The sequence below is a fragment of the Pseudomonas edaphica genome, from assembly GCF_965277385.1.
Classification (GTDB): Bacteria; Pseudomonadota; Gammaproteobacteria; order Pseudomonadales; family Pseudomonadaceae; genus Aquipseudomonas; species Aquipseudomonas edaphica.
The window spans coordinates 6,059,015-6,081,916 of record NZ_OZ255725.1; the positions used below are offsets into that span (position 1 = coordinate 6,059,015).

Below are 22,902 nucleotides of genomic sequence, written 5' to 3' on the forward strand. Positions count from 1 at the left end.
TTGCCGGGTACATCGTCATCGCAGGCAAGCCAGCTCCCACACGGTTTTGTAGCGCCTGGACTATTCGGGCATCAACTGCTGCCGACACTCCAGCACCAACCGCGCACCGCCACGCTGGCTGCTGCCAACCTCCAGCTTGAACCCGTGCAAGTTGATGATCGCCGCCACAATCGACAGGCCCAAACCGAAGCCGCCTTGCTGGTCGCTTTCATCCACGCGATAAAAGCGCTGGAACACCGCATCACGTTCCGCCGCCGGAATACCCGGCCCGGAGTCGTGCACTTCGATGCGCGTGCTGCCGCCGTCATTCACACCACGCAAGATCACCTCGCCACCGGCGGGCGAGAACTTGATCGAGTTGCTCAGCAGGTTGGCCAAGGCTTCGAACAGCAGCGCACGGTCGCCGGTGATCCACGGCAGCGCTTCGGGCACTTCGAGGCGCAACTGCAATTCGCCTTCCTCGGCCAACGGCAGATAAAAGTCATGCAGCTCGCGCAGCAGTGGCAACGGGTCCATTACCAGGAAACCCGAGCGGCGCTGGTGGTCTTCCAGCTCCGAGATGCGCAACAGCCCGCGAAAGCGCGCCATCAGCGTGTCGGTCTCGGCGATGGCGTCGTCGAGCTTCACCGCGTACACCGAGTTTTCCTCGGCTTCCTGCTTGATGCGGTAAAGCTGCGCGCGCAAGCGTGTCAGCGGGGTGCGCAGGTCGTGGGCAATGTTGTCGCACACGCCCTTGACCTCGTTCATCAGCTTCTCGATGCGGTCAAGCATGGCGTTGACGATGGCCGCGAGCATGTCCAGTTCGTCACGCCGATTAGACAGCGGCAAACGGTGGGTCAGGTCGCCGGCGACGATAGCCTCGGCGCTGGCCTGGATCCCGCGAATACGCCGCAGCGGGCGGCGGCGCAGCAAATGCCAACCGGCCGCGCCCGGAATAATGGTCAGCGACAGCGCCCACAGCAGTGCATGCCAGATGATCCGGGTGACGCCGAACAGCGAACCGTTGGCCCGCACCAGCACCAGCCAGCGGCCGTCTTCGGTGTGGGTGGCGACGGCGTCGCAGCTGTCTTTGGGCAGTTTGGGGTCGTCGGACTCGACGCAATTGGCCAGCGCGTGGATCTTGCCGTCCAGCGGCAAGTCCGGTGGCACGGCGCGAATCGGCCCGCTCAGGGGGCGAAATTGCTCATCGAACAGGCCATAGGCGTCCACGCCCTTCATGTCGAAGGTCATGCTGGTGGTCAGGGCTTCCACCAGTTCTTCGCCGTCGAAACGCTGAAACAAGTGCTGGCGCTGCATCAGCGAGTGGCGGGACAGGTCGCCCAGGTAACCCGACACTTCGAAATACAACACCCCCATGAGGATGCAACTCCAGGCCACGAACAGCGAGCTGTAGAGCGCCAGCAAGCGGCTGCTGGAGGAGCGCCAGCCCTTAGAGGGGTTCAGCAATGACATAACCGGAACCTCGTACCGTGCGGATCAGCGGCGTGAGGCCCGGTGGATCGATTTTCTTGCGCAGGCGACCGATGTGCACATCGATCAGGTTGGTGCCCGGGTCGAAGTGATAACCCCAGACTTCCTCGAAGATCATCATCCGCGACAGGATCTGCCCGGTGTTGCGCATCAGGAACTCGAGCAATTTGTATTCGGTGGGCAACAGGCTCAGCGGCTGCTCGGCACGGCTGGCCTCGCGGCTGATCAGGTTGAGTTCCAGGTCGGCCACGCGCAGGGCGGTTTCGAACTCCTTGACCGTGCTTTTGCGCCGCAGCAGCACTTCGACACGGGCGGCCATTTCGTCGGAGGCGAACGGCTTGGTCAAGTAGTCATCACCACCGGCCCGCAGGCCGCGCACGCGTTCATCGACATCGGAGAGGGCGCTGATCATCAAGATCGGAGTCGACACCCCGATGGTGCGCAGGGTCGTGACGATGGCCAGGCCATCCAACTCCGGCAGCATCCGGTCGAGGGTGATCAGATCGTAATCACCACTCACAGCACGGACCAGGCCTTCGCGGCCGTTGTCCACCCAATCCACATCCAGTCCATGGCTACTCAGCTCTGCGACGATCTCGCGGGCCGTTACGGCGTCATCCTCGATGGTCAAAATACGGGTCATAGGATTACCTGGTGAGCGATTCACACTAGAAGTGGGGTCATTTTGCCAAGAAGTAGCTGAATGTTTCCTAAATTAAACTTCATCTTGGCAAAACCACCACAAATTTCCGGGTTGCACACCTCCACTGTGGGAGCTGGCTTGCCTGCGATAGCGGTGTGTCAGACACAAAATATCAACCTGGAAGACCGCTATCGCAGGCAAGCCAGCTCCCACAGTGAGCGGGTTTGCAGGGAGATTGCATAAAGCACGCCCGTCACTGCTGTTTCTTGCAAGTTGCACGGTCCTGCGAAGTTCAAATTACTTAACTCGTTGAAATAACAGGATTTTAATTTTTCCCCCGGCTGGCACGCTGCCTGCACTGTCCCTTTTGAGACTTGTAACACTATTTTTCCTGCCGGGAGCAAAACAACAATGATCACATCGTCATCCACGCTGCAAGAGTCAAGCGCGCGCTCTGGGGTTTCCTGGGGCGCAATCTTTGCCGGGGCCGCTGCGGCGGCTGCACTGTCGCTTATCCTGGTGCTGCTGGGCTTCGGCCTGGGCTTTTCGGCGGTGTCGCCGTGGGCCGACAGCGGCATGAGCGCCAAGGGGCTGGGTATTTCCACGATTATCTGGCTGGCATTCACCCAAATCGTCGCTTCGGGCCTGGGCGGTTACATTGCCGGCCGGTTGCGTGTGAAGTGGGCGAATATGCATGGCGATGAAGTGTACTTTCGCGACACGGCCCATGGTTTCCTCGCCTGGGCCGTCGCCACTTTGGTCACCGCAGTACTGGTGGTCGGTTCGGTCAGCAGCGTGGTCAGTGGCGGCGTGAAAGCCGGTGCCAGTGTCGCAGCAGGTGCCGCCAGCGGCATCAGCCAGGCCGCCGGTAGCGCAGCCAAGGGCGCCAACAGCGGCGACTTCGACTACTACGTCGACAGCCTGTTCCGCGATGACCGCCCAGCTGCCGTCAGCGATGACGCGGTACACGGCGTGGTCGCACGCATTCTCACCCGCACCCTGAGCAACGACGGCCAACTGGCACCGGAGGACCGTACCTACCTGGCCCAGTTGATCAGCCAGCGCACCAACCTCAGCCAGGCCGACGCCGAAGCGCGTATCGACAAGGTCTACGGGGAAGCCCGTAAAGCCATTGACGATGCCAAGCTCAAAGCCAAGCAAGCGGCCGATACTGCCGCCAAAGTCGCTGCCTACACCTCGCTGTGGACCTTTGTGGCCCTGTTGATCGGCGCGTTCTTTGCCAGCTTCGCAGCAACCTTCGGCGGTCGTCGTCGGGATGCTGTGGTGTACGTCGAAACCGAAAACTACGTTCGTTAATTCAAGGAGAACATCATGCGCTCATTACTACTGTGGTTCCTCGGCGTGCCGATTCCGGTGATCATCCTGATCGCGATCTTTATGCACTGATTCAGGTTAACTGTGGGAGCGGGCTTGCCCGCGATGACGGAGTGTAAGTTGATGGTTTATCTAACTGACACACCGCTATCGCGGGCAAGCCCGCTCCCACATTTGGTTTTGTGTAATGTCAGCCAGGTTGTGATCAGCAAGGCGCTCGCCGCTGCGGTCATGATCATCAAGGGCAGTGAAGTGCCATCCGATAACAACCCTGTCACCCAACTGCTCACCGCCGTCAGGATCATCTGGATAAAAAAGAACAACCCCGACGCCGTTCCCGCAATCGCGCCATAGGGCTGCAGCACCGACAGCTGGCAGGCCGGAATCACCATCCCCACCGACACCATGATCACCACCATCGGCAGCACAATCGCCAGCCATTCTCCCGGCAGCGCGAGGGTCGCCATCGCCAGCAAAACGCTGCCCAGCACATTCAGGCCGATCCCAGCGTTGATCAAGCGGTCGGGCTCGAAGCGCAATACCAAACGGCAAAACAGGTTCGCCCCGAGCATGTAGCCGCTGATCGTCGCGGCGAATACCAGCGCGTATTCCGTGGCCGTCAGTTGGTAGCCGCGTTGCAACAGCGAAGACGACTCGCTGATAAACGGAAAATACGTGCTGTACACACAGCCGATGGCCAAGGCGTACCGCAGGAAATAGCGGTCGCGCAGCAGTTGGCCATACACGCGCAGCAGGTTGCTCGGCGGCGCAGCGGCAACTTCGGTCGGGCGGGTTTCCGGCAGGCGGCGGTAAACCACCAGGCACAGCACGGCGCCGATCACGGCCAGCAGCACAAACAAGCCACGCCAGTTGATCAAGGGCAGCATCAGGCTGCCAAGCACTGGCGCGGCCATCGGCGAGATGGCCATGGCCATGGAGATCAGGCCGAGCAGACGCGCTTGTTCGTGGCGGTCGAAGTAATCGCGCACGATCACTCGACCGATCACCGTGGTACAGCAACCGCCTAGGGCCTGGAACAGCCGGGCGATCACCAGCACGCCGAGGTTGTCGGCCTGGGCGCAGGTCACCGTCGCCACCACGTACAGCAGCAGCCCGGCCAGCAAGACCGGGCGCCGACCGAAACGGTCGGTCAACGGGCCGCTGACCAGCAGGGAAATCGCCGAGCCCAGGGTGTACAGCGTGAGGGTCAGTTGCAGTTGGCTGTCGCTGCTGTGGAAGTAGTCGGCCATGGCGGGCAAGGCTGGCAGATGCAGGTCGAGCGTGATGCGGGGCAGGGCGATCAGCACGGTCAGCAGGACCAGCCAGAACCCGGTGGAGAGGGCGCGTTGAGTCATGGGAAGCTTCTTTGCTAACGAGTAGAGCCTGAACTCTAACGACTTTGTGGTTTAATTCTTTGAGCCGCTTATTGCTTAAAACACTGGACCACTTATGCGCCGAGGAAAAACCGCCGCCATCTTGGACTTGCCGCGCCCGGATACGCTGGACGCCAGCAAGCAGCAGGGCGCCTATGACGCGTTGCGCGCCGCCATCCTCAATCGCCAGTTGCCGGTGGGCAGCCGCTTGCCCTCGACCCGCAACCTGGCCGAACGCTGGCTGGTGTCGCGTGGCACCCTGGAGGCGGCGTTCGAGCGCTTGCACAGCGAGGGGTATGTCGAGCGCGTGGCGGGCTCCGGCACGCGGGTGAGTGCAGTGATCCCCGAGGAGTTTATCGCGGCCCCGGCGCCGAGCAGCAAACCGCGCCGCCTGGCCGTGCCTGATCAGCCCGACGCCGGCGTGCAAAGCCACGTGCCTTTTGTGGCCCGGCGCCCGGATGCCAGTCTGTTCGACTTGAAAACCTGGGCACGCTGTATTTCCCGTGGCTTGCTGTTGGCGGGGCCGGGTGCGCTGGAGGCCGCGCACCCGGCCGGGTTACCGGCGTTGCGCGAGCAAATCGCCGACTACCTGCGCAGTTACCGCGGCATGCACTGTGAGGCGGATGAGGTGATTGTCACCACGGGCATTCGTCACGCCCTCGACCTGATCGCGCGCACGCTGCTCAAACCCGGCGACACGGCATGCGTCGAAGACCCAGGCTATAAGCCTGCGCGGCGCCTGTTCAGCCTGGCTGGCGCGCAGGTTCAATCGATCCCGGTCACCGCCGAAGGCCTCGACACCGACCAACTCCCAGCCACGGCGCGGTTGGCTTACGTGTCGCCTGCCCACCAGGCGCCCTTGGGCATGACCTTGTCGGTCTCGCGCCGCCTGGCATTGCTGGACTGGGCCGCACGCGCTGACGCCTGGGTGGTCGAAGACGATTACGACAGCGAATACAACTACAACAGCGCTCCGCTGGCCGCGCTCAAATCCCTCGATTCCGGCGACCGGGTAATCTATTGCGGCAGCTTCAACAAGAACCTGTTTCCCGGCTTGCGTGTGGGTTTCATGGTGGTGCCCAGGGCGCTGCGGCCCGCGTTATTGCACACTTCACAATGGACCGGGCATTCGGTGGGCGCCACGGATCAATTGGGCCTGGTCGAATTCCTGGGCAGTGGGGCGTTTGTGCGGCATTTGCGCGCTTCACGCCAAGCCTATCAGGCGCGCCGCGATGCATTGCTCGCCTGCCTGCCGGACGGCTGCACGGTCAGCGGCCAGCAGGCCGGGTTGCATTTTGTGCTGTGGTTGCCGGCAGGCGTCTGCGAGGCGGATTTTTGTAGCCGCGCTGCCGCCGTCGGCCTGACTTTGCAGCCGTTGGGCAAGTTCTGTGACGAGGCCAGCCTGTCGCCTGCGGTGATCATCGGCTACACCGCGCTGACCCTGGCGCAGATTCGTTTTCACGGCCGAGTTCTCACGAAATTGTTAATGGCGGCTTAACCGCCCCTTGGCTAGACTCGCGCCCCATGAGCCGCCTCCTGCGTTTAATCCTGGTCATGCTGTTAAGCCTCACGCTTCCCCTGACCGGGATGGCGGGAGTGCCGTCGAGCACCGAGCCGTGCCCGATGAAGATGGCAGACATGCAGGTGATGACCGACATGAGCCCCGACTGCTGCCAGGACGGCTTTGATCACGGCAAAGTCTGCAAGCCGGGCCAGGAATGCAAGACCGGCGGCCTGCTGCAATTGTCCCTGGCGGTGCTCAAGGCACCGCTGGCACGCGCTCATCCTTTGGCCATCGGCCACATATCTGATTTTATCCCCGACCGCACGCCCTCCGGCGTCTGGCGCCCGCCGCGTAGCTGATTCCTGTTGCATCTGAACATCCATCCCTACTGCGGGATGGCCTTGCTGTGGGCCGCATAACGCGGCGAGCAGTGGAACAGATCAGGAATCTTTACGATGAATTCCCTCTATGTGCGCGCCCTGGTGGTGGGCGTGCTGGTGTGGCCTGCGCTCGCCTCGGCGCTGACCCTGGATGAGGCCCTGCGCCTGGCGCAGAACAACGCGCCTTCGCTGGTGGCCGAGTCCGCCAAGCTGCAAGCCGCGACACACGCGGCGATTCCGGCCGGCGAATTGCCCGACCCGAAACTGCTGGTGGGCCTGCAGAATTTTCCCATCGGCGGGCCGAATCGCGGCACGTTGTATGGCGATGACATGACGCAACAAATGATCGGCCTGCAGCAACAGGTGCCCAGCCGCGACAAGCGCAAAGCCCGGGTCGAGCTGGCTGATGCAACCATAGAACGCACCGCCGCCGAAGGGCGCATCGAGCGCCTTAACGTGCGCCAGGCCACCGCCCAGGCGTGGATCCGTGCTTACGCGGTGGAGCGCAAAGAGGCCTTGTTCAAAGACTTCTATCAGCAGAACCGCCTGCTGCAAGACAGCGTGCGCGCGCAGTTGGCCGGCGGGCGCGGCCAGGCGTCCGATGCGGTGATTCCCAAACAGGAAGCCGCCGAATTGGCGGGCCGTGAGGACGAGCTGACCCAGCAACGTGCCCAGGCCCGCGCCGCCCTCAAGCGCTGGATCGGCGCCGCCGCCAATCAAGCCCCCAGCGGCCAGTTACCCAATTGGAGCATCGACAGCCACGGCTACAGCCACAACCTGCATCAACACCCCGAACTGCAAGCCTTCGTGCCGCGCACCCGCGAGGCGCAGGCGCGCGTGCAGGAGGCCAAGGCGCAAAAGACCTCGGACTGGAGCTGGGAAGTCGACTACGGGCACCGCAGCCGTGAGTACGGCGACATGGTCACGCTGCAATTGAGTTTTGACCTGCCGATCTTTCCCGGTCGCCGACAAAACCCAGGCATCGCGGCCAAGCAGGCCGAGTTGGACCAACTCGACGCCGAACGCGAAGCCGCCACCCGCGAACACACGCAGATGCTCGACGACGACCTGGCGGTTTACCAGCGCCTGGACCGCGCCGTGCAGCGCAGCCAGGACAGCCTGGTGCCGCTGGCCGAAGAAAAAGTCACACTCAGCCTGGCCGGTTACCGCGCCGGCAAGGGCGATTTGCTCACGGTGGTCGGCGCTCGCCGTGAGCTGGTCGAGGCCCGCTTCAAACAGATTGATGCCATCGAACAGCGCGCCCTGATCGGCGCCCAGCTGTATTTCGCTTACGGGGAACCCAGCCATGAATAATCCAATTGTCGCAGCACTGGTGCTGCTGGGTCTGGGCGCGGGCTATGGGCTGGCGCAATTTCACTCGGTGGCGTCTGTTGCACCCAGGGACGACAAACCGGCGCTGTACTGGTACGACCCGATGTACCCGCAGCAGAAGTTCGATAAACCCGGCAAGTCACCGTTTATGGACATGCAACTGGTGCCGCGTTATGCCGAAGGCACGGCGGCTGCGGATACGCCGGCAGTGCAGATTGACCCACGGCAAACCCAGAACATCGGCGTGCGCCTGGCGAGCGTCAGCCGGGGTGTGCTGACGTCGACCCTGGAGCTGTCGGGCATCCTCGCGTTCAACGACCGTGACGTGGCGGTGGTGCAGGCGCGGGCTGCCGGGTTCGTCGAGCGCGTCTATGCGCGGGCACCGGGTGATGTGCTCAAGGCCGGCGCGCCGTTGGCAGACCTGTTGATCCCCGAATGGGCGCCAGCCCAGGAAGAATTTCTGAGCCTGCGCCACAGCGGCGACAGTGGGTTGATCGCGGCAGCCCGGCAACGGTTGCGTCTGAGCGGCATGCCGACCGGGTTGATCCAGCAGATGGAGCGCAGCGGCCGGGTGCAGTCGGTGTTGACCGTCACCAGCCCGTTGAGCGGCGCCCTGCAAAGTTTGGAGGTGCGCGAAGGCATGACGCTGGCGGCAGGGCAGACCCTGGCGCGTATCAATGGCCTGGATCAGGTGTGGCTGCAGGTTGCCGTGCCCGAAGCCCAAGGCTCGACCTTGGCCGTGGGGCAAACCGTGCAGAGCCGTTTTGTCGGTTTGCCGGGCAAAACCGTCGACGGCACCATCAGCGCGATTTTGCCGGCCACCGCCATGGACAGCCGTACTGTGCAAGTGCGTGTCGAGTTGCCCAACCCCGACGGCAACCTGCGTCCCGGCATGACCGCGCAGGTGCGCCTGGCGCAAACCAGCGGGCAAGCGGTGTTGCAAGTGCCCAGCGAAGCCTTGATCCGCACCGGCAAGCGCGTGCTGGTGATGCTGGCCGAGGAGGGCGGGCGCTATCGCCCGGTAGAGGTTGAAGTGGGCGTAGAAAATCAGGACCAAACCGTGATCCTCGGCGGCTTGCAAGAAGGCCAGCAGGTGGTCGCCTCCGGCCAATTCCTGCTCGATTCCGAAGCCAGTTTAAGCGGCATAACCGCGCCAACATCCGACATGTCGGGCATGAGCATGCAGCCAGGAGCCCAGCCATGATCGCCTTGCTGATTCGCTGGTCGGTGGCCAACCGGTTTCTGGTGCTGCTCGCGACCTTGTTCATCACCGCGTGGGGCGTGTGGGCGGTGCAAAATACGCCGGTGGATGCCTTGCCGGACCTCTCGGATGTGCAGGTGATCATCCGCACGCCGTACCCGGGCCAGGCGCCGCAAATTGTCGAAAACCAGGTCACTTACTCGATGACCACCACCATGCTGTCGGTACCGGGCGCCAAGACCGTGCGCGGTTTTTCGTTCTTCGGCGACAGCTATGTGTACGTGCTGTTCGACGAAGGCACTGACCTGTATTGGGCGCGCTCGCGGGTGCTGGAATACCTCAGCCAATTGCAGGCGCGGCTGCCCGCATCGGCCAAGCCATCGTTGGGGCCGGACGCCACCGGGGTGGGCTGGATCTACCAGTACGCCTTGGTGGACCGCAGCGGCCAGCAGGACTTGGCGCAACTGCGTGCGCTGCAGGACTGGTTCCTCAAGTTCGAACTCAAGACCCTGCCGAATGTGGCCGAAGTGGCGACCATCGGCGGCCAGGTCAAGCAGTACCAGGTACAGCTCGACCCGCTGGCCATGGCGAGTCGCGGCGTTACCCAGGCGCAGGTTAAAGAGGCTATCGACAAGGCCAACCAGGAAACCGGCGGCTCGGTGCTGAACATGGGCGAGTCCGAATACGTGGTGCGCGCCTCCGGCTACCTGAAAAGCCTGGCGGATTTTCGCGCGATTCCCCTGCGGCTCGGCACCAACAACGTGCCGGTGAGCCTTGGCGACGTGGCAAACATTCAACTTGGCCCGGACCTGCGTCGGGGCATCAGTGAGCTGGACGGCGAGGGCGAAGCCGTCGGCGGCGTGGTGATCCTGCGCAGCGGCAAAAATGCGCGTGAGGCCATTGCAGCGGTCAAGACCAAGCTGGAACAACTGAAAAGCAGCCTGCCGCCCGGCGTGGATATTGTCACCACCTACGATCGCAGCAAGTTGATCGACCGCGCCGTGGATAACCTCAGCCACAAGCTGTTGGAGGAGTTTTTGGTGGTGGCGCTGGTGTGCGGGATTTTTCTCTGGCATCTGCGTTCATCTCTGGTGGCGATTATTTCGCTGCCGGTGGGCGTATTGATCGCCTTTATCGTCATGCGCTTTCAGGGCATCAACGCCAACATCATGTCGCTCGGCGGCATCGCGATTGCCATCGGCGCAATGGTGGATGCGGCGGTGGTGATGATTGAAAACGCCCACAAGAAAATCGAGGCCTGGCACCACGCCAATCCTGGCCGGGAACTGAAAGGTGAGGACCACTGGAGGGTCATGACCGACGCGGCGGTGGAAGTAGGGCCTGCGCTGTTTTTCTGCCTGCTGATCATCACGTTGTCGTTTATTCCGGTGTTCACGTTGCAAGCCCAGGAAGGCCGGCTGTTCGGCCCGTTGGCTTACACCAAGACCTACGCCATGGCGGCAGCGGCCGGGTTGTCGGTGACCTTGGTCCCGGTGTTGATGGGCTACTGGATTCGCGGGCGCATTCCCGATGAGCAGCGCAACCCGCTCAATCGTGGCTTGATCAAACTCTACCAGCCGGCCCTTGATGCGGTGCTGCGCTGGCCGCGCCTGACCTTGCTGGTGGCGCTGCTGATGGTGGCGAGCGCGCTGTGGCCGGTGACGAAACTTGGGGGTGAGTTCCTGCCGCCGCTGGACGAGGGCGACTTGCTCTACATGCCGTCGGCGCTGCCGGGGCTGTCGACGCAAACCGCCGGTGAGTTGCTGCAACGTACTGACCGGCTGATCAAGACCGTACCGGAAGTGGCGCACGTGTTCGGCAAGGCCGGTCGCGCCGAAACCGCCACCGACCCGGCACCGCTGGAGATGTTTGAAACCACGATTGAGTTCAAGCCCAAGGACCAATGGCGCCCCGGCATGACCCCGGAAAAACTGGTGAAGGAGCTGGACCGTGTGGTGCAGGTGCCGGGCCTGACCAATATCTGGATCCCGCCGATCCGCAACCGTATCGACATGCTCGCCACCGGCGTCAAAAGCCCGATTGGTGTGAAGGTCGCGGGCGCCAGCCTGATGCAGATCGACGCGGTGACCCAGGCTGTGGAGAAGGTTGCCAGGACCGTGCCCGGTGTGAGTTCGGCACTGGCTGAGCGGTTGACCGGCGGGCGCTATATCGACGTGGATATCGACCGTTCGGCCGCTGCGCAATATGGGCTGAATATCGCCGATGTGCAGTCGATTGTGGCGGGCGCGATTGGCGGTGAAACCATTGGCGAAACGGTCGAAGGCCTGGCGCGGTTCCCCATCAGCCTGCGTTACCCCAAGGCGTGGCGCGACTCGCTGCAGGCGCTGGGCAGCCTGCCGATCTACACGCCGCAGGGCAGCCAGATCACCCTCGGCACGGTGGCCAGGCTCAAGATCAGTGACGGCCCGCCGATGCTCAAAAGCGAAAACGCACGGCCTTCCGGCTGGGTGTATATCGACGTGCGTGACCGTGACCTGGCTTCAGTGGTGAAGGACTTGCGTGCGGCGATTGAGCAGCAGGTGCACTTGCAGCCGGGCATGAGCCTCAGTTATTCGGGGCAGTTCGAGTTTCTGGAGCGGGCCAATGAGCGCTTGAAGCTGGTGGTGCCGGCTACCTTGCTGATCATCTTTGTGCTGCTGTACCTGACCTTTCGCCGCGTGGATGAGGCGGTGCTGATTCTGGGCACCTTACCGTTCGCACTGACTGGCGGTGTGTGGTTGCTCTACTGGCTGGGCTTCAATTTGTCGGTGGCCACGGGCGTGGGGTTTATTGCGCTGGCGGGGGTGTCGGCTGAGTTTGGGGTGATCATGCTGTTGTATCTGAAAAACGCCTGGGCTGAGCGTAAGGATGGTGATTTGCTGGCGGCCATTACTGAGGGGGCGGTGTTGCGGGTGAGGCCCAAGGCGATGACCGTGGCCGTTATCATCGCCGGGTTGTTGCCGATTCTGCTTGGAGGTGGGACTGGCAGCGAAGTCATGAGCCGCATTGCTGCGCCGATGATTGGTGGGATGTTGACGGCGCCGTTGCTGTCGCTGTTTGTGATTCCGGCAGCCTACCAACTGATGCGCCGCCCAAAAGCCAAGCGCTGAACAAAATGTGGGAGCTGGCTTGCCTGCGATAGCATCAGCTCGATGTATCAGACACACCGAGTGTGATCGTTCAGTATCGGCACGTCAGTCGTCAAACCCGACCTGCTCATGAATCTCATCCACCTTCAATTCCAACCGATACGCCACGGCAATAAACAACGCCTGGCACAGGCACAACGTGGCGCTCAAGGAGCGGAAGGCAAACGACGAACCCTCATTCACCAACAACACCGCGTTCGCCCGCTTGGCCAGGGGCGACAGGTTGCTGTCGGTGATGATCAAGGTCTTGGCCTGATGATGCTGGGCGATGCGCAGGCAATGCTGGGTCTCTTTGCCGTAGGGCGTAAAGCTGATCGCAATCACCAGGTCGTTGGCCCGCACGCTGCGCATCTGTTCGCGATAACTGCCGCCCAGGCCCGAGATCAGGTGGATGCGCTTGTTGGTGTGCTGCAGGTTGTAGACCAGGTAATCGGCCACGGCAAACGAGCGGCGCACGCCGACCACGTAGATATTGTCGGCGTTGACCACCAGGTCCACCGCCTTCTCAAACGCCACATCATCCAGTTCCAGCCCCAGGCGCTCGATGCCGGAGAGGGTGGCATTCACGCACTCACGCGCCAGGTCGCCGCCACTGGCCTTCTGCGACTTGTTGGCGATCATGCTGCGGATGCGCTGCTGGTAGTTCTGCACCGGCGTGGTTTTGTGGGTGTAGGCCTCGCGAAACAGCGCCTGCATCTCGCTGAACCCACTGAAACCGAAGCGCTGGGAAAACCGCACGATGGCAGAAGGGTGTACTTCGCATTCGCGGGCGATGTCGCTGATGCGGTCGACCATGATGCGGTCGCTCTGCTGGCTCATGTAGCTGGCAATGCGTTTGAGCTGGCGCGGCAGGCTTTCGTATTCGTCCGTGATCAGCTGCAACAGGCGTTCGGCATTGATCGGAGGGCTGGCGATCGTATCTTCCAGGGTGGTCTCGGGATCGGTGCGGGACATGGGCAATCCTTCTGGCGTGTTCGTCTGATGCGCTGATGAGTGACGCAAGTCTACAGGGTAGGCGCAAAAAAATACCTCGGCATCACGGCGTCCGTGGGCGGCTGAAACGATGCACGGCGGCTGGCATGCCATTATGCTGGCTTATTGGAAAAAATATTCCACTAAAAATAATTATGGAATAAATATTGATTGCTGCCGCTGGACGTTCTAGTCTGCTTGCACCAAGAGCGTGTGCCGTCACCACGGCGGCACCACGCAGGCTGATAAAAATAACAGGAGCCAGCATGGGCCAGACTCGTTTTGCCAGTGGGCGTCAATTGGATCTGATTTGCCTCGGGCGCCTGGGCGTCGACCTCTATGCACAGCAAGTCGGTGCGCGGCTTGAGGACGTGTCCAGCTTTGCCAAGTACCTCGGCGGTTCCTCCGCCAACATCGCCTTCGGCACGGCGCGGCTGGGCCTCAAGTCGGCGATGTTGAGCCGCGTGGGCGATGACCATATGGGCCGTTTCCTGCTCGAATCCCTGGCCCGTGAAGGCTGTGATGTGAGCGGTATCAAGGTCGACCCGGAGCGCCTCACGGCCCTGGTATTGCTGGGGCTTAAAGACCGCGAAACCTTCCCGCTGGTGTTCTACCGCGAAAACTGCGCCGACATGGCACTGCGCGCCGAAGACATCAGCGAAGCCTTTATCGCCTCCAGCAAAGCCTTGCTGATCACCGGCACACATTTCTCCACCGATGGCGTGTACAAGGCCAGCATCCAGGCGCTGGATTACGCGGCTAAGCACAACGTCAAGCGTGTGCTGGATATCGACTATCGCCCGGTGCTGTGGGGCCTGGCGGGCAAGGCGGATGGCGAAACGCGGTTTGTCGCCGACCAGAACGTCAGCCAGCATGTGCAGAGCATCCTGCCGCGTTTCGACCTGATCGTCGGCACTGAAGAAGAGTTCTTGATCGCCGGTGGCAGTGAAGACCTGCTGACCGCGCTGCGCACCGTGCGTGAACTGACCCCGGCGACCCTGGTGGTCAAGCTCGGCCCGCAAGGTTGCACGGTGATTCACGGCGCCGTCCCGGCGCGCCTGGACGACGGCGCGATTTACCCCGGCGTGCGGGTTGAAGTGCTCAATGTACTGGGTGCCGGTGACGCCTTCATGTCCGGCTTCCTCAGCGGCTGGCTCAATGACGCCAGCGATGAGCGTTGCAGCCAGTTGGCCAACGCCTGCGGCGGCCTGGTCGTGTCCCGCCACGCTTGCGCGCCGGCCATGCCCACGCCAGCCGAACTGGATTACCTGTTCAACAGCCCGGTGCCCATCACCCGGCCGGACCAGGACGTAACCCTGCAACGCCTGCACCGCGTCACGGTGCCACGCAAAACCTGGAAGCAGCTGTTTGTGTTTGCCTTCGACCATCGCTGGCAACTGGTGGACCTGGCGCAAAAAGGTGGTCAGGACCTGAGCCGTATCAGTGACATCAAGCAGCTGTTTATCCAGGCCATCGAACGTGTGGAAACCAAGCTGGCGCAGCAGGGCATCGACGCCGATGTGGGCCTGCTGGCCGACCAGCGCTTCGGCCAGGATGCGCTGAATGCCGCCAGCGGCCGTGGCTGGTGGATCGCCCGCCCGGTGGAGGTGCAGAACTCGCGGCCATTGGCGTTTGAACATGGCCGCTCGGTGGGCAGCAACCTGATTGCCTGGCCCCAGGAGCAAATCATCAAGTGCCTGGTGCAGTTCCACCCCGACGACGAGCCGATGCTGCGCCTGGAGCAGGAGGCGCAACTCAAGGCGGTGTACGAGGCGTCCCTGGTCAGTGGCCATGAACTGCTGCTGGAAGTCGTGCCGCCCAAGGATCACCCGTCGACCTATCCCGATGTGCTCTATCGCAGCCTCAAGCGCCTGTACAACCTGGGCATATATCCTGCGTGGTGGAAGATCGAGGCGCAGTCGGCTGAAGACTGGAAAAAGCTCGACGAACTGATCCACGAGCGTGACCCGTACTGCCGTGGTGTGGTGCTGCTGGGCTTGAATGCTTCGGCGCAGTTTCTGGCCGATGGCTTTCAGCAAGCCAGCCAAAGCACCACCTGCCGTGGGTTCGCGGTGGGCCGCACAATCTTCCAGGAGCCAAGCCGTGCGTGGATGGCGGGGGAGATTGATGATGAAGGGTTGATTGAGCAAGTGCAGGGCACGTTCGAGCAGCTCATCAATGCCTGGCGCAGTTCCAGAAATTAAACACAGTCAAATGTGGGAGCCGCTTGTGTGGGAGCCGGGCTTGCCCGCGATAGCATCGACTCGGTCTATTCATGAAACCGAGGTGATGCCATCGCAGGCAAGCCAGCTCCCACACAAGCCAGCTCCCACATAAAGCAGATCTCAGTGCTATCTGAAAACAATAAAAGGTGCAGCCATGCCCGCAATCCGAATTGGCATCAACCCGATCTCCTGGAGCAACGACGACCTGCCGGCCCTCGGCGGTGAAACGCCGCTGAGCACCGCGCTCAGCGAAGGCAAGGAGATCGGCTACGAAGGTTTCGAACTCAACGGCAAGTTCCCCAAGGACGCCAAAGGCGTCGGTGATGTACTGCGCCCCTATGATCTGGCGCTGGTCTCCGGCTGGTACTCCAGCCGCCTGGCGCGCCGTTCGGTGGCCGAAGAAATCCAAGCCATCGCCGGGCATGTCGAGCTGCTCAAACTCAATGGCGCCAACGTGCTGGTGTACGGCGAAGTCGCTGACTCGATCCAGGGCTCGAAGGTGCGCCTGATCGAACGCCCGCGTTTTCACAGCGAGCACGCCTGGCAGGAATACGCCGACAAGCTCACGGAGCTGGCGCGTTTCACCCTGTCCCAAGGCGTGCGCCTGGCGTATCACCACCATATGGGCGCCTACGTCGAATCCCCTGAAGACATTGACCAGCTGATGAAACGAACAGGCCCGGAAGTCGGCCTGCTGTTCGATTCGGGCCATTGCTACATGGGTGGCGGCGAACCCCTCGAGGTCCTGCGCAAACACATCGACCGCGTCTGCCACGTGCATTTCAAGGACGTGCGCAAGCCGGTGGTGCAACTGGCGCGCAACCAGATGTGGAGCTTCCCTGACTGCATCGTCAACGGCACGTTCACCGTGCCCGGCGATGGCGACATCGATTTTGCCGAGTTGCTCGATGTGCTGCTGGCTGCCCACTACAAGGGCTGGCTGGTGGTGGAAGCGGAGCAGGATCCGGCCGTGGCGCCCAGCTATATCTATGCCAAAAAAGGCTACGACACCTTGCGTGCGCTGCTCAACGAGAGGACTAAGTGATGAGCTTGTTGGTCAAAAGCAGCAAACGCGGGCAAACCATGGTGGCCCTGGAAGCAGGCCGCCTGGAGTACGTGGGCTTTTCCGCTTATCGACTGAGCCTGGGCGAAACCCTGCCGGTCACCGCCGGGGATCAAGAGCTGTGCCTGGTGCTGCTCAGCGGTCGCGTCAATATCGAAGGCGAAGGCTTTAACTGGCAGAACCTTGGCGACCGCCAGTCGGTGTTCGAAGACAAATCCCCGTTCGCCGCGTACCTGCCGCCCGGCACCGATGCGCAGATTACCGCCCTGAGCGACGTGCAGATTGCCGTCTGCGCCGCGCCCGGCGCGCCTGGCTTTGAACCGCGCCTGATTCGCCCCGAGCAGTGCAAGCGCAGCGTGCGCGGCAAAGGCGCCAACACCCGCTACGTGTGCGACATCCTGCCTGACAGCGAGCCAGCCCATTCGCTGCTGGTGGTGGAAGTACGCACGCCGTCCGGGCACTCGTCGAGCTACCCGCCGCACAAGCACGACACCGACGACCTGCCGCACCAGAGCTTTCTGGAAGAAACCTACTACCACCAGATCAACCCGCCGCAGGGCTTTGTGTTCCAGCGCGTGTACACCGACGACCGCAGCATCGACCAGGCCATGGCCGTGGAAAACAGCGACCTGGTGGTGGTGCCCAAGGGGTATCACCCGGTCAGCGTGCCGTATGGCTACGAATCGTATTACCTCAACGTGATGGCCGGGCCAAAACGCGCCTGGCATTTCCATAACGACCCGCAGCACAGCTGGCTGCTGGACCTTTAAACGGTTTTGGACGGAGAACAACAACAATGAAGTCGCCGCTACGTTTCGCCCTTAACCGCATGGTCGCCCCCAACCTGTCCCTGCCGGACTTTATCCAGCTCGCCGCGGCCCTCAAGTGCGATGCCATCGAGATTCGCAACGACCTTAAAGGCGATGAAATCGAATACGGCACCCCGGCCAGCCGCGTGCGAGAGTTGTGCGCAGTGCAGGGCATCACGGTGCTGTCGATCAATGCGCTGTACCCGTTTGATGTGTGGAATGACGAGCGTCGCACCCAGGCCATCAAGCTCGCCACCTACGCCCGTGAATGCGGCGCGCAGGGTCTGGTGATGTGCCCGCTCAATGAGCGCGGCGACACCCGCAACGAGGCCCAGCGTGCCGCCGGTTTGCGCACGGCGCTGAGCGAGCTGGCGCCGATCCTGCGCGAGTACGGCATCCTTGGGTTTATCGAGCCGCTGGGTTTCGAGGAGTGTGCCCTGCGTCGCAAGCGCGTGGCGGTGGACGCAATTCAGTCGATTGGCGGCCTGGATGTGTTCCGCCTGGTGCATGACACCTTCCACCACCACCTGGCGAGCGAGCAGGAGTTCTTCCCGCAACTGACCGGCCTGGTGCATATCTCCGGGGTAGAAGACGCCGAAGCGCCGCTCAATTCGATTCGTGACGGCCACCGCGTGCTGGTGGGTGAGGGCGATATCCTCGGCAACGCCGCGCAGATCGACACCTTGCTCAGCAGCGGGTACGGCGGTTACCTGTCGTTTGAGCCGTTTGCCGAGAGTGTGCATGGGTTGGCGGATATCCAGCAGGCCATTGGGGCCAGTATCGCCCACCTGCAAAACCCACGAACCTGACGCCGGTTAACCTGTGGGAGCTGGCTTGTCGAATCGTCGCACCGCTGCGATGGCGGTCTATCAGTGAAAGTTACATTGCCTGACACATTGCTATCGCAGGCAAGCCAGCTCCCACATTGAAGCAGTGTTAATCAACCCAATTGCATTCACACAAGGTGCAAGTGATGACCACAACAAGACTGACCATGGCCCAGGCCCTGGTGAAGTTCCTGGATAACCAATACATCGAAGTCGATGGCGTGCAGAGCAAGTTTGTCGCCGGTGTGTTCACGATTTTCGGCCACGGCAATGTGCTCGGCCTGGGCCAGGCGCTGGAGCAGGACAGCGGTGACCTGGTGGTGCATCAGGGCCGTAACGAGCAAGGCATGGCCCACGCCGCCATCGGTTTCGCCAAGCAGCATTTGCGTCGCAAGATCTACGCATGCACCGCCTCGGTAGGCCCCGGCGCGGCGAATATGCTCACCGCGGCGGCGACCGCCACGGCCAACCGGATCCCGCTGCTGCTGTTGCCCGGTGATGTGTACGCCAGCCGCCAGCCGGACCCGGTGTTGCAACAGATCGAGCAATTCCACGACCTGAGCATCAGCACCAACGATGCCTTCCGCTCGGTGAGCAAATACTGGGACCGTATCAACCGCCCTGAGCAACTGATGACGGCGGCGATCCATGCCATGCGCGTGCTCACAGACCCTGCGGAAACCGGCGCCGTCACCCTGGCGCTGCCGCAGGATGTGCAGGCCGAAGCTTGGGACTACCCGGATTATTTCCTGCAAAAACGCGTGCACCGTATTGAGCGGCGTCCGGCCACTGCGGCAATGATCGGCGATGCGCTGGCAGCCTTCCGGGGCAAGCGCAAGCCGTTGATCATCTGTGGCGGCGGTGTGAAGTACTCCGGCGCGAATGCGGCCCTGCAAGCGTTCGCCGAGCGTTTTGAGATTCCCTTCGCTGAAACCCAGGCGGGCAAGAGTGCGGTGGTGTCCAGCCACCCGCTGAACCTGGGTGGCATCGGTGAAACCGGCTGTCTGGCGGCGAACCTGTTGGCGCCCGAGGCGGACCTGATCATCGGCATCGGCACGCGTTATACCGATTTCACCACCTCGTCCAAGTCGCTGTTCAAGCATGCCGAGGTGAAGTTTCTTAACCTCAATATCAGCCCGTGCGACGCGTTGAAGCTTGACGGCGTGCAAGTGCTGGCCGATGCGCAAGTGGCCCTTGAGGCGTTGGCTGACGCCTTGGGCGACTACCGCGCCGGTTGGGGCGAGCAGGTCCGCGATGCCAAGGCGCAGTTGGACGCGGAAGTGGATCGCGTGCACCAGGTGCAATACCACGGCGACGATTTTGTGCCGGAGGTGGATGACCACCTGGACCGCGCCGTATTGCGCGAATTTATCGAGCTGACCGGGTCGTGCCTGACCCAGAGCCGTGTACTCGGCGTGTTGAACGACACCCTGGCGGACGATGCGATCATCGTCGCCGCCGCCGGCAGCCTGCCCGGCGACTTGCAACGCGCCTGGCGCAGCAAGGGCGTCAACACCTACCACGTCGAATACGGCTATTCATGCATGGGCTACGAGATCAACGCCGCCCTCGGTGTGAAGCTGGCCGAGCCGAGCAAGGAAGTGTATGCGCTGGTCGGCGATGGCTCTTACATGATGCTGCATTCGGAGCTGGCCACCTCGATCCAGGAGCGACGCAAGATCAACGTGATACTGCTCGACAACATGGCGTTCGGTTGCATCAACAACCTGCAAATCGCCAACGGCATGGACAGCTTCGGCACCGAGTTCCGCTTTCGTAACCCCGAAAGCGGCAAGCTCGACGGCGGCCTGGTGCCGGTGGATTTCGCCATGAGCGCGGCGGCCTATGGCTGCAAGACCTACAAGGTCAGCAGCGTGGAACAGCTTCAGGCGGCGCTGGCCGATGCGCGCACGCAAACGGTGTCCACGCTGATTGATATCAAGGTACTGCCCAAAACCATGGTCCACGGCTACCTGTCGTGGTGGCGGGTGGGCGTGGCGCAAGTGTCCACCAGTGAACGCACGAATGCCGCCGCGAAAAAACTCAACGAACAGCTGGCCAAGGCCCGGCAGTACTAATAACAAGAGGAGTTGTGTATGTCGTTAAAGCTTGGAGTGATTGGCACCGGCGCTATCGGCCGTGACCATATCCGTCGTTGCAGCCAGACCTTGCTCAATAGCCAGGTGGTGGCGGTAACCGACATCAACCTTGAGCAAGCCGCCAAGGTCGTCGCTGATCTGAAGCTTGCCGCCGAGGTCTACGCCGATGGCCATGCGCTGATCAACTCGCCACAGGTCGAAGCCATTCTCGTCACGTCCTGGGGGCCGAGCCACGAAGAGTTCGTGCTGGCCGCCATCGCCGCCGGCAAGCCGGTGTTCTGCGAAAAACCGCTGGCGGTGACGGCGCAAGGCTGCCGCAAGATCGTCGACGCCGAAGTGGCCTACGGCAAGCGCCTGGTGCAAGTGGGCTTTATGCGCCCGTATGACGAAGGTTATCGCGCCCTCAAGGCCGTGATCGACAGCGGCCAGATCGGCGAGCCGCTGATGCTGCATTGCGCACACCGCAACCCGACGGTGGGCGAGAACTACAAGACGGATATGGCGATCACTGACACCTTGATCCACGAGCTGGATGTGTTGCGCTGGTTGCTCAACGATGACTATGTGTCGGTGCAGGTGGTGTTCCCGCGCAAGTCGAGCAAAGCCCTGGCCCACCTGCGCGACCCGCAGATCGTGCTGTTGGAAACCGCCAAGGGCACGCGCATCGACGTGGAAGTGTTCGTGAACTGCCAGTACGGCTACGACATCCAGTGTGAAGTGGTGGGGGAGACCGGCATCGCCAAACTGCCGGAGCCTTCGCAGGTGCAAATGCGCAGTGGCGCGAAGCTGTCGAATGCCATTTTGATGGACTGGAAGGACCGCTTTATCGGGGCTTACGACGTGGAATTGCAGGCGTTTATCGACAGTGTGCGTGCGGGCCAAGTCGGCGGGCCTTCGGCCTGGGACGGTTTTGCAGCGGCGGTGGCGGCGGATGCATGCATCGAGGCGCAGAACAGTGAGCAGATCGTGAAGGTGAGCTTGCCGGAGCGTCCGCACTTTTACGGCTAATCACAATCTGCCAGGTGGAATGCAGTCAGTGTGGGAGCTGGCTTGTCGAATCGTCGCACCGCTGCGATAGCGGTCTATCAGTGACAGCTTCATCGACTGACACGACGCTATCGCAGGCAAGCCAGCTCCCACACTTGATTGGGTTTGCAATTCAACAAGGAAACAACTTATGCGAATCGGACTAGTCGGCTACGGCCACGGAGGGCGTTTCTTTCATGCACCGCTGATTGCAACCTTGCCCGGTGCGACCTTTGTTGGCGTGGTGACCCGTTCAGCGGAGCGCCGCCAGCAATTGAGTACTGACCTTCCGGGTGTAAAGGCCTTTGACAGCATCGGCCAGATCGTCGAGGCCGGTGTCGACGCGCTGGTGATCTCCACCACCCTCAAAGGCCGCCCGGCGCTGGTGCTGGAAGCCATCGAGCACGGCGTGGCGGTGGTCAGCGACAAACCCTTCGCCAGCAACGCCGAACAGGCCCAGGCGCTGATCACCGCCGCCGAGCGCCAGGGCTCGCTGCTCAGCGTCTACCAGAACCGGCGCTGGGATTCGGATTACCTGACCCTGCGCAAACTGATCGACGCCGGTGCCTTGGGTGAGATCACACGCTTTGAATCCCGCGTCGAACGCTACAGCCCTCAAGCGGTGGGCAATGCCAGTGGCGGCGGCTGGCTGCGTGACCTGGGCAGCCATCTAGTGGACCAGGCGCTGCAATTGTTCGGCCCGGTGGACCGGGTGTTTGCGCAATTGCAGTTCACGCCGCAACACCCCACCCTTGATCACGGTTTTTTCGTCTCCCTGACCCACACCAATGGCGTGATTTCGCACCTGTGGGGCAGCGCCCTGCAAAACAGCCAGGCACCGCGTTTTCGGGTCAGTGGCACCCTGGGTTGTTACACCGTCGATGGGCTGGACGGCCAGGAAGACGCGCTGATGGCCGGCAAGTCGCCAAAAACCGAAGGCGAGCACTGGGGTGCCGAGGAGCATCGACGCTGGGGTTGGTTCGAGCAAGGCGAGGATCGCGAGCGGGTGCCGTCCGAGAAGGGCTGCTGGACGCAGTTCTATCGCCAGTTGCAGCTGGCCGTGCAAGGGCAGGGGCCATTGCCGGTAAGCGCCTATGACGCGCTGGAAACCACCCGTATATTGGACGCCGCACGCCTCAGCGCCGAGCGCCAGCAGGTGGTTTCGACAAAAATAGAATAAAATTCTAAAACAGGTTGATATGGAAATTATTTTCTAATACAGTCTTTTCCAGGTTGCATAAAGTACGTTCGAACTCGATTCGCGCGGCTCAACAAAAACAAGATCAAAAACAACCAGGTACCGTCAGATGAAAATCTTCAACGCTGTACTGCGAGTTTTACGCCCTGCCTCAGCGCCACGCGGTCTGCCCCGCGCCCGGCCGTTTTACTTCTCCTTCCTTAATGTGCTGTGTGTCGAAAACCACGGCGCGCTGGTCTGCTGCATCCCGGGGGCACCGGTGGTTCGATTGCCCGCCGAGCGCTGATAAACGCAAC

The 22,902-nt window shown here is 62.0% G+C and carries 19 protein-coding genes; 14 read left to right on the plus strand and 5 right to left on the minus strand.

Annotated elements, in window-relative coordinates; all coding sequences use genetic code 11:
- Positions 1–60 precede the first annotated feature (60 nt).
- Together ACQY47_RS27590 and ACQY47_RS27595 are read right to left on the minus strand one after the other, a co-directional pair.
- A complete protein-coding gene (locus tag ACQY47_RS27590; RefSeq protein ID WP_017135358.1) occupies positions 61–1,452 on the minus strand; it encodes a sensor histidine kinase in 1,392 nt (463 codons plus the stop codon).
- Positions 1,430–2,113: a response regulator transcription factor gene (locus tag ACQY47_RS27595; protein WP_003219726.1), complete on the minus strand. Its 684-nt coding sequence runs from the start codon at positions 2,111–2,113 to the stop codon at positions 1,430–1,432. Before ACQY47_RS27595 ends, ACQY47_RS27590 begins: the two co-directional genes overlap by 23 nt.
- A gap of 411 nt (positions 2,114–2,524) precedes the next feature.
- On the opposite strand from ACQY47_RS27595, the gene ACQY47_RS27600 reads away from it, so the two are divergent.
- Entirely contained in the window at positions 2,525–3,430 is a 906-nt protein-coding gene (locus ACQY47_RS27600) for a hypothetical protein (protein ID WP_017136412.1), read from the plus strand.
- A gap of 146 nt (positions 3,431–3,576) precedes the next feature.
- Here the strand turns inward: ACQY47_RS27600 and ACQY47_RS27605 are convergent, their stop codons facing one another.
- Positions 3,577–4,803, minus strand: a complete 1,227-nt coding sequence (locus ACQY47_RS27605; protein ID WP_428553635.1) for a multidrug effflux MFS transporter — start codon at positions 4,801–4,803, stop codon at positions 3,577–3,579.
- 94 nt (positions 4,804–4,897) lie between these two features.
- On the opposite strand from ACQY47_RS27605, the gene ACQY47_RS27610 reads away from it, so the two are divergent.
- From ACQY47_RS27610 to ACQY47_RS27630, 5 genes are all read left to right on the plus strand, one after another.
- Entirely contained in the window at positions 4,898–6,319 is a 1,422-nt protein-coding gene (locus ACQY47_RS27610; protein WP_428553638.1) for a PLP-dependent aminotransferase family protein, read from the plus strand.
- 26 nt (positions 6,320–6,345) lie between these two features.
- Positions 6,346–6,684: a hypothetical protein gene (locus ACQY47_RS27615; protein ID WP_428553641.1), complete on the plus strand. Its 339-nt coding sequence runs from the start codon at positions 6,346–6,348 to the stop codon at positions 6,682–6,684.
- A gap of 96 nt (positions 6,685–6,780) precedes the next feature.
- On the plus strand, positions 6,781–8,019 hold the full coding sequence (locus ACQY47_RS27620) for a TolC family protein (protein WP_169987713.1): 1,239 nt from the start codon (positions 6,781–6,783) through the stop codon (positions 8,017–8,019).
- A complete protein-coding gene (locus ACQY47_RS27625) occupies positions 8,012–9,241 on the plus strand; it encodes an efflux RND transporter periplasmic adaptor subunit (RefSeq protein WP_428553644.1) in 1,230 nt (409 codons plus the stop codon). The genes ACQY47_RS27620 and ACQY47_RS27625 overlap by 8 nt, the downstream gene beginning before the upstream one ends.
- Positions 9,238–12,348, plus strand: a complete 3,111-nt coding sequence (locus tag ACQY47_RS27630; protein ID WP_428553647.1) for an efflux RND transporter permease subunit — start codon at positions 9,238–9,240, stop codon at positions 12,346–12,348. Before ACQY47_RS27625 ends, ACQY47_RS27630 begins: the two co-directional genes overlap by 4 nt.
- Positions 12,349–12,432: 84 nt before the next feature.
- Here the strand turns inward: ACQY47_RS27630 and ACQY47_RS27635 are convergent, their stop codons facing one another.
- Together ACQY47_RS27635 and ACQY47_RS27640 are read right to left on the minus strand one after the other, a co-directional pair.
- Positions 12,433–13,341 (minus strand): MurR/RpiR family transcriptional regulator, encoded by a 909-nt coding sequence (locus ACQY47_RS27635; protein WP_017136418.1) that lies wholly within the window; start codon positions 13,339–13,341, stop codon positions 12,433–12,435.
- Between the two features lie 82 nt (positions 13,342–13,423).
- Positions 13,424–13,627, minus strand: coding sequence for a hypothetical protein (locus tag ACQY47_RS27640; RefSeq protein WP_428553650.1), 204 nt, complete (start codon positions 13,625–13,627; stop codon positions 13,424–13,426).
- On the opposite strand from ACQY47_RS27640, the gene ACQY47_RS27645 reads away from it, so the two are divergent.
- From ACQY47_RS27645 to ACQY47_RS27680, 8 genes are all read left to right on the plus strand, one after another.
- A complete protein-coding gene (locus ACQY47_RS27645) occupies positions 13,626–15,563 on the plus strand; it encodes a bifunctional 5-dehydro-2-deoxygluconokinase/5-dehydro-2-deoxyphosphogluconate aldolase (protein ID WP_428553653.1) in 1,938 nt (645 codons plus the stop codon). The two genes, ACQY47_RS27640 and ACQY47_RS27645, sit on opposite strands and share 2 nt — an antisense overlap.
- Before the next feature lie 175 nt (positions 15,564–15,738).
- The gene (gene iolE / locus ACQY47_RS27650) at positions 15,739–16,629 is read left to right on the plus strand and encodes a myo-inosose-2 dehydratase (RefSeq protein WP_428553656.1); all 891 of its coding nucleotides are present in this window, start codon (positions 15,739–15,741) and stop codon (positions 16,627–16,629) included.
- Positions 16,629–17,417, plus strand: a complete 789-nt coding sequence (iolB, locus tag ACQY47_RS27655; RefSeq protein WP_017136421.1) for a 5-deoxy-glucuronate isomerase — start codon at positions 16,629–16,631, stop codon at positions 17,415–17,417. The genes iolE and iolB overlap by 1 nt, the downstream gene beginning before the upstream one ends.
- A gap of 26 nt (positions 17,418–17,443) precedes the next feature.
- Positions 17,444–18,265, plus strand: coding sequence for a TIM barrel protein (locus ACQY47_RS27660; RefSeq protein ID WP_428553661.1), 822 nt, complete (start codon positions 17,444–17,446; stop codon positions 18,263–18,265).
- A 164-nt stretch (positions 18,266–18,429) separates the two neighbouring features.
- The gene (iolD, locus tag ACQY47_RS27665; protein WP_428553664.1) at positions 18,430–20,361 is read left to right on the plus strand and encodes a 3D-(3,5/4)-trihydroxycyclohexane-1,2-dione acylhydrolase (decyclizing); all 1,932 of its coding nucleotides are present in this window, start codon (positions 18,430–18,432) and stop codon (positions 20,359–20,361) included.
- Between the two features lie 18 nt (positions 20,362–20,379).
- Positions 20,380–21,390 carry a Gfo/Idh/MocA family protein gene (locus tag ACQY47_RS27670; RefSeq protein ID WP_428553667.1) on the plus strand — a complete coding sequence of 337 codons (1,011 nt, stop codon included), beginning with the start codon at positions 20,380–20,382 and terminating at the stop codon, positions 21,388–21,390.
- Between the two features lie 169 nt (positions 21,391–21,559).
- Positions 21,560–22,588: a Gfo/Idh/MocA family protein gene (locus tag ACQY47_RS27675; RefSeq protein ID WP_236461568.1), complete on the plus strand. Its 1,029-nt coding sequence runs from the start codon at positions 21,560–21,562 to the stop codon at positions 22,586–22,588.
- A 127-nt stretch (positions 22,589–22,715) separates the two neighbouring features.
- A complete protein-coding gene (locus ACQY47_RS27680; RefSeq protein WP_163005443.1) occupies positions 22,716–22,892 on the plus strand; it encodes a hypothetical protein in 177 nt (58 codons plus the stop codon).
- Positions 22,893–22,902: the final 10 nt, after the last annotated feature.

Coding starts and splice junctions, on each gene's coding strand:
- ACQY47_RS27595 (WP_003219726.1), bottom strand. CDS start 2,113: ATGACCCGTATTTTGACCATCGAGGATGACGCCGTAACGGCCCGCGAG.
- iolB (WP_017136421.1), top strand. CDS start 16,629: ATGAGCTTGTTGGTCAAAAGCAGCAAACGCGGGCAAACCATGGTGGCC.
- ACQY47_RS27605 (WP_428553635.1), bottom strand. CDS start 4,803: ATGACTCAACGCGCCCTCTCCACCGGGTTCTGGCTGGTCCTGCTGACC.
- iolD (WP_428553664.1), top strand. CDS start 18,430: ATGACCACAACAAGACTGACCATGGCCCAGGCCCTGGTGAAGTTCCTG.
- ACQY47_RS27680 (WP_163005443.1), top strand. CDS start 22,716: ATGAAAATCTTCAACGCTGTACTGCGAGTTTTACGCCCTGCCTCAGCG.
- ACQY47_RS27615 (WP_428553641.1), top strand. CDS start 6,346: ATGAGCCGCCTCCTGCGTTTAATCCTGGTCATGCTGTTAAGCCTCACG.
- ACQY47_RS27630 (WP_428553647.1), top strand. CDS start 9,238: ATGATCGCCTTGCTGATTCGCTGGTCGGTGGCCAACCGGTTTCTGGTG.
- ACQY47_RS27610 (WP_428553638.1), top strand. CDS start 4,898: ATGCGCCGAGGAAAAACCGCCGCCATCTTGGACTTGCCGCGCCCGGAT.
- ACQY47_RS27675 (WP_236461568.1), top strand. CDS start 21,560: ATGCGAATCGGACTAGTCGGCTACGGCCACGGAGGGCGTTTCTTTCAT.
- iolE (WP_428553656.1), top strand. CDS start 15,739: ATGCCCGCAATCCGAATTGGCATCAACCCGATCTCCTGGAGCAACGAC.
- ACQY47_RS27590 (WP_017135358.1), bottom strand. CDS start 1,452: ATGTCATTGCTGAACCCCTCTAAGGGCTGGCGCTCCTCCAGCAGCCGC.
- ACQY47_RS27645 (WP_428553653.1), top strand. CDS start 13,626: ATGGGCCAGACTCGTTTTGCCAGTGGGCGTCAATTGGATCTGATTTGC.
- ACQY47_RS27660 (WP_428553661.1), top strand. CDS start 17,444: ATGAAGTCGCCGCTACGTTTCGCCCTTAACCGCATGGTCGCCCCCAAC.
- ACQY47_RS27600 (WP_017136412.1), top strand. CDS start 2,525: ATGATCACATCGTCATCCACGCTGCAAGAGTCAAGCGCGCGCTCTGGG.
- ACQY47_RS27635 (WP_017136418.1), bottom strand. CDS start 13,341: ATGTCCCGCACCGATCCCGAGACCACCCTGGAAGATACGATCGCCAGC.
- ACQY47_RS27670 (WP_428553667.1), top strand. CDS start 20,380: ATGTCGTTAAAGCTTGGAGTGATTGGCACCGGCGCTATCGGCCGTGAC.
- ACQY47_RS27640 (WP_428553650.1), bottom strand. CDS start 13,627: ATGCTGGCTCCTGTTATTTTTATCAGCCTGCGTGGTGCCGCCGTGGTG.
- ACQY47_RS27625 (WP_428553644.1), top strand. CDS start 8,012: ATGAATAATCCAATTGTCGCAGCACTGGTGCTGCTGGGTCTGGGCGCG.
- ACQY47_RS27620 (WP_169987713.1), top strand. CDS start 6,781: ATGAATTCCCTCTATGTGCGCGCCCTGGTGGTGGGCGTGCTGGTGTGG.